At 40.3% G+C, this 3,453-nt stretch carries 3 protein-coding genes; all 3 read right to left on the bottom strand.

Translation table 11 applies throughout. From position 1 onward, the window contains the following. Positions 1–235: 235 nt before the first annotated feature. Complete coding sequence (locus B1757_RS05155) at positions 236–670, bottom strand: GNAT family N-acetyltransferase (protein ID WP_101537301.1); 435 nt, start codon at positions 668–670, stop codon at positions 236–238. Between the two features lie 25 nt (positions 671–695). Then, a complete protein-coding gene (locus B1757_RS05150; protein ID WP_101537300.1) occupies positions 696–2,327 on the bottom strand; it encodes a peptide ABC transporter substrate-binding protein in 1,632 nt (543 codons plus the stop codon). A 13-nt stretch (positions 2,328–2,340) separates the two neighbouring features. Continuing rightward, the coding region (locus B1757_RS05145; RefSeq protein ID WP_143484224.1) for a metallopeptidase TldD-related protein at positions 2,341–3,453 on the bottom strand (1,113 nt) is incomplete at its 5' end.

Below are 3,453 nucleotides of genomic sequence, written 5' to 3'. Positions count from 1 at the left end.
TGGTTTTCGGTGAGAGTTGGGACTTCCATGCGGCAAAAGTTACCGCATTCATCCTGAGAAGTCCAGAAAAACCCTTTGTGCTACTCCATCAGCAGCTTAGATGGAAGGTTGACAGGGCCCTGGTATGGTCTAAAATTTCATGAGTTTCATGATTACGGAATATATCGATCATACCCTCAAAGAATTTATACATTACAGTCACCTGTATTTATAACAATAAAAATATATTCATAGTTTAAATTTTAATACAGCGCATTGTAATATGATCAATTCCAGCCTCTTGAAAAACTGAACCCGCTTTGGTATAGCCCATCTGAGAATAAAATCCCTGGGCAGAGAGTTGAGCATGACACCACACTTCAGTTAAACCCCTATCCCATGCGCTTTGATGCAGAAAGCGCATCAAACTTTTTCCTACATTCTTACCGCGATATGGATACAATACTGCTAATCGACCTACTTTACCATGCAAACCAAGATCCAACCTTGCGGTACCAACAGCCAAGCCATCGTAAAATGCCAAAAAATGTAGACAGATCTCATCCCTATCATCCATTTCAAGAGTTTCTGGTACGCCTTGCTCTTTAACAAAAACCTGCATACGAATACGTTCAATCACTGGCTTTTTTTCGAAGAAGTCTACAGAATTAACCTGAATTTTATTTTCCATAGAATTTCCGTCAAATTTTATAAAATTAATGTAACAAAGCTGGTTTACAATTCACGGAATAAAGACCTTCCATTAACTGATCACGCTTCAGACTCTGAGAATATTTTACAACATATTCAGGATAAGGTAAAAAAATTACCGGCTGTTGTTGGTAAGCATAATTTTCGTACGCATATAAATATTTAATATCTTTGTTTGTAGCACTTTCGCGAATCAGTTTATCCATCTTATGGCTACTATATTTCCCGTAATTAGCTCCACCATCAGTATTAAAAAGTCCATCACCACTAGGATAAAAGTCAGGATTGTACGACCAGACAATCATCGATGCATCCCATTTACCATGTGGCTGCAAGTTGGTAAGTTCCAAATTGAATGGTAATACCCGTAAACGCATATCCACTCCGATAGCACGCCAGTCAGCTTTTAATAATTCCGCTACGGCAATCAATGTCTGACTGGTATCGGGAACCATCATAGTGAATTGGAGTCGTTGCCCGTCATGGATCCTTATATTCTTTGGTCCCAGCTTCCAACCAGAAGCTGCAAGTAATTTGTTCGCCGCATCAGGATTGTAAGCAAGCGTTGGATTTGCAACCAGTTTTTTCATTTTTGGAGAGAGGTAGGTATCTGGATTAGTGGGGACAGGATTAAAGCTGGGTACCCCCAATCCATGAAAAGCCGTTTGAATGATCTGCTTTTGATTAACTGCCAAGGCAAGAGCTTGACGGACTTTCACGTCACGAAAAAAAGATACTTTTGGATTATCTAAATTTAAGGTCACATAATTAAATCCATACCCGCCATTACTGATACATGTTTGTAAGTTTTTGACCATCCAACGAGCATCAAACAAGTAGTGAGGAATCATTCCGGCTTGAATATCCCCTGTCTTTAATGCCCAGAAAGCGCTGGCGTCAGAAGTATACATTTTAAAACGTAAAACTTTTAATGCCGATAGCTTTCCTGAATAGGAGGAATTTCGTATAAAGCTAATACTACGCCCTTGCGTAAAACTTTTAAGCTTAAAAGGACCATCCACTACTGCGACAAGATTTGGATTATCCTGCATTTTATATAAATCATTAATAGAGTAATTTTTCCACCGTCGTGCTGGCACTGGAAATAATTGGGACAATCCATTTAATTCAAACCAGTTGGGATTAACAGCTCGTTTCAATGTTATTTTTAGAGTGTCTTGATTAATAATGGTCGCTGTCTTTATCAACTCTGGCATACCGCCCATTCCTGCATTAGGATATCTGGAGCCATACTCCTGGATCATTTTGAGACATGCTAGAGTATCCTCAGCAGTTACTGGCCTGCCGTTCGACCAGTGCCACAACTTGAGATGAATAACATATTGCTTACCCTCTCCTGAAACTGTAATGCTTTTAGCTATAGACTTATCCCAATTAATTTTTAGATTAGTACCGACCCATAATAACGGCCTGAACATTAAAGTTATTATCTGAATATTGGCACTTGAGTCATTGTTGACCACCGGTAAAAGCGAATTCACATTCATTGGTGGCGATAACCCTACAGATGTCACTGTTGTCAGTGAGTCAGCGTTAGACAAAGCCAAACTACTCAGACTATAGCCAAACAACATAAAACCGATAACTGCTGATACTATCCGATAATCTCGCATCATATTATTAGGTAACCTACAATGTAATTTTCAGCGCAGTTAGAACACCAGGAAAGCTCGAGGCGCCCCAGGAACGGTGCCCATAACTCTGGGTTTCAGGAATCTGATAAACATTCTTTCCAAGAGCTTCGAGGTTTGTACCTAATATGTCATAAATGCTGGAGTCCATCCGAACTGGTGCAAGTGGACCAGCCAAAACACCATCTTCTACCCAAAAACAATCATATCTTGTCATGGCGGTTAATCGACCGTTTTCAGGGTCTGAAATATTTGTATACCATAATCGTCCGATATAAAGCCCTGTACCAATTTTGTGGAGTATTTCGGTGTCCGATACATCTCCACCTTGTAGGAAGAGCGCTGATGGATATCCCTCATTACTATTAATAGGAACCTCAAACTCCATCGCAGAACGAGCCCCACTCAGAGTCATTGCAGCTTTTCCGGCTTGGATCAGCGGAACTTCGGCAGGCAGCAGAAAACCTTCATCAGTAAATAGTGGCATCTCTCCGATTTCACGATTCTCACATAGAAAAACTTGTGCTGAAAGTTGTTTATCACCTGTGTAAAGTTTATTGAGCGGACTGCTTCCACTACGTTGAGAATCTACTGAGAACCCATTCCAGCTTATAGAACCTAGCAATTCCCCTAAAGCTTCCGCAGATAACCAGGCTCGATAAATATCGGGTTTTGGAGATACCATCGGGCGCTGCAATATCTTTAAATCATGAGACATTTCAGTCACCATGATAGAAATATCTTCTATGTTCGGGTTCCTTCGGATTTTCTTTATGGCGTTATAATTCTGATCAAAAATGCTTATATCAATGCTCTCTCCTCCGCCGCAATGGACCAAACAATGTCCTAGACTGCTACATACCGCCATTATCTGTGGACCGCTCATCACCAATCCAACCAAATCCTCATTACCAGCCGATTCACAGAGACTATTGACTAATGAGTCAAAAGATTGAGAGTAATAAGTATTTCCAGTTTCCTTTTGTTCAGGTGTACTATTTAAATTTAGCCACGGATCTTCTGGAGTAAACTTCAAATCTTCTCGTAATGACTGAACAAATCCATTCAGTTGTGAAAATGTAGGTAATTCCCCTTCAATGGACATACTGGG

Origin of the sequence: Acidithiobacillus marinus, from assembly GCF_002847505.1 — a bacterium.
Classification (GTDB): domain Bacteria; phylum Pseudomonadota; class Gammaproteobacteria; order Acidithiobacillales; family Acidithiobacillaceae; genus Acidithiobacillus; species Acidithiobacillus marinus.
This window is presented reverse-complemented; position numbering and strand designations above follow the sequence as displayed.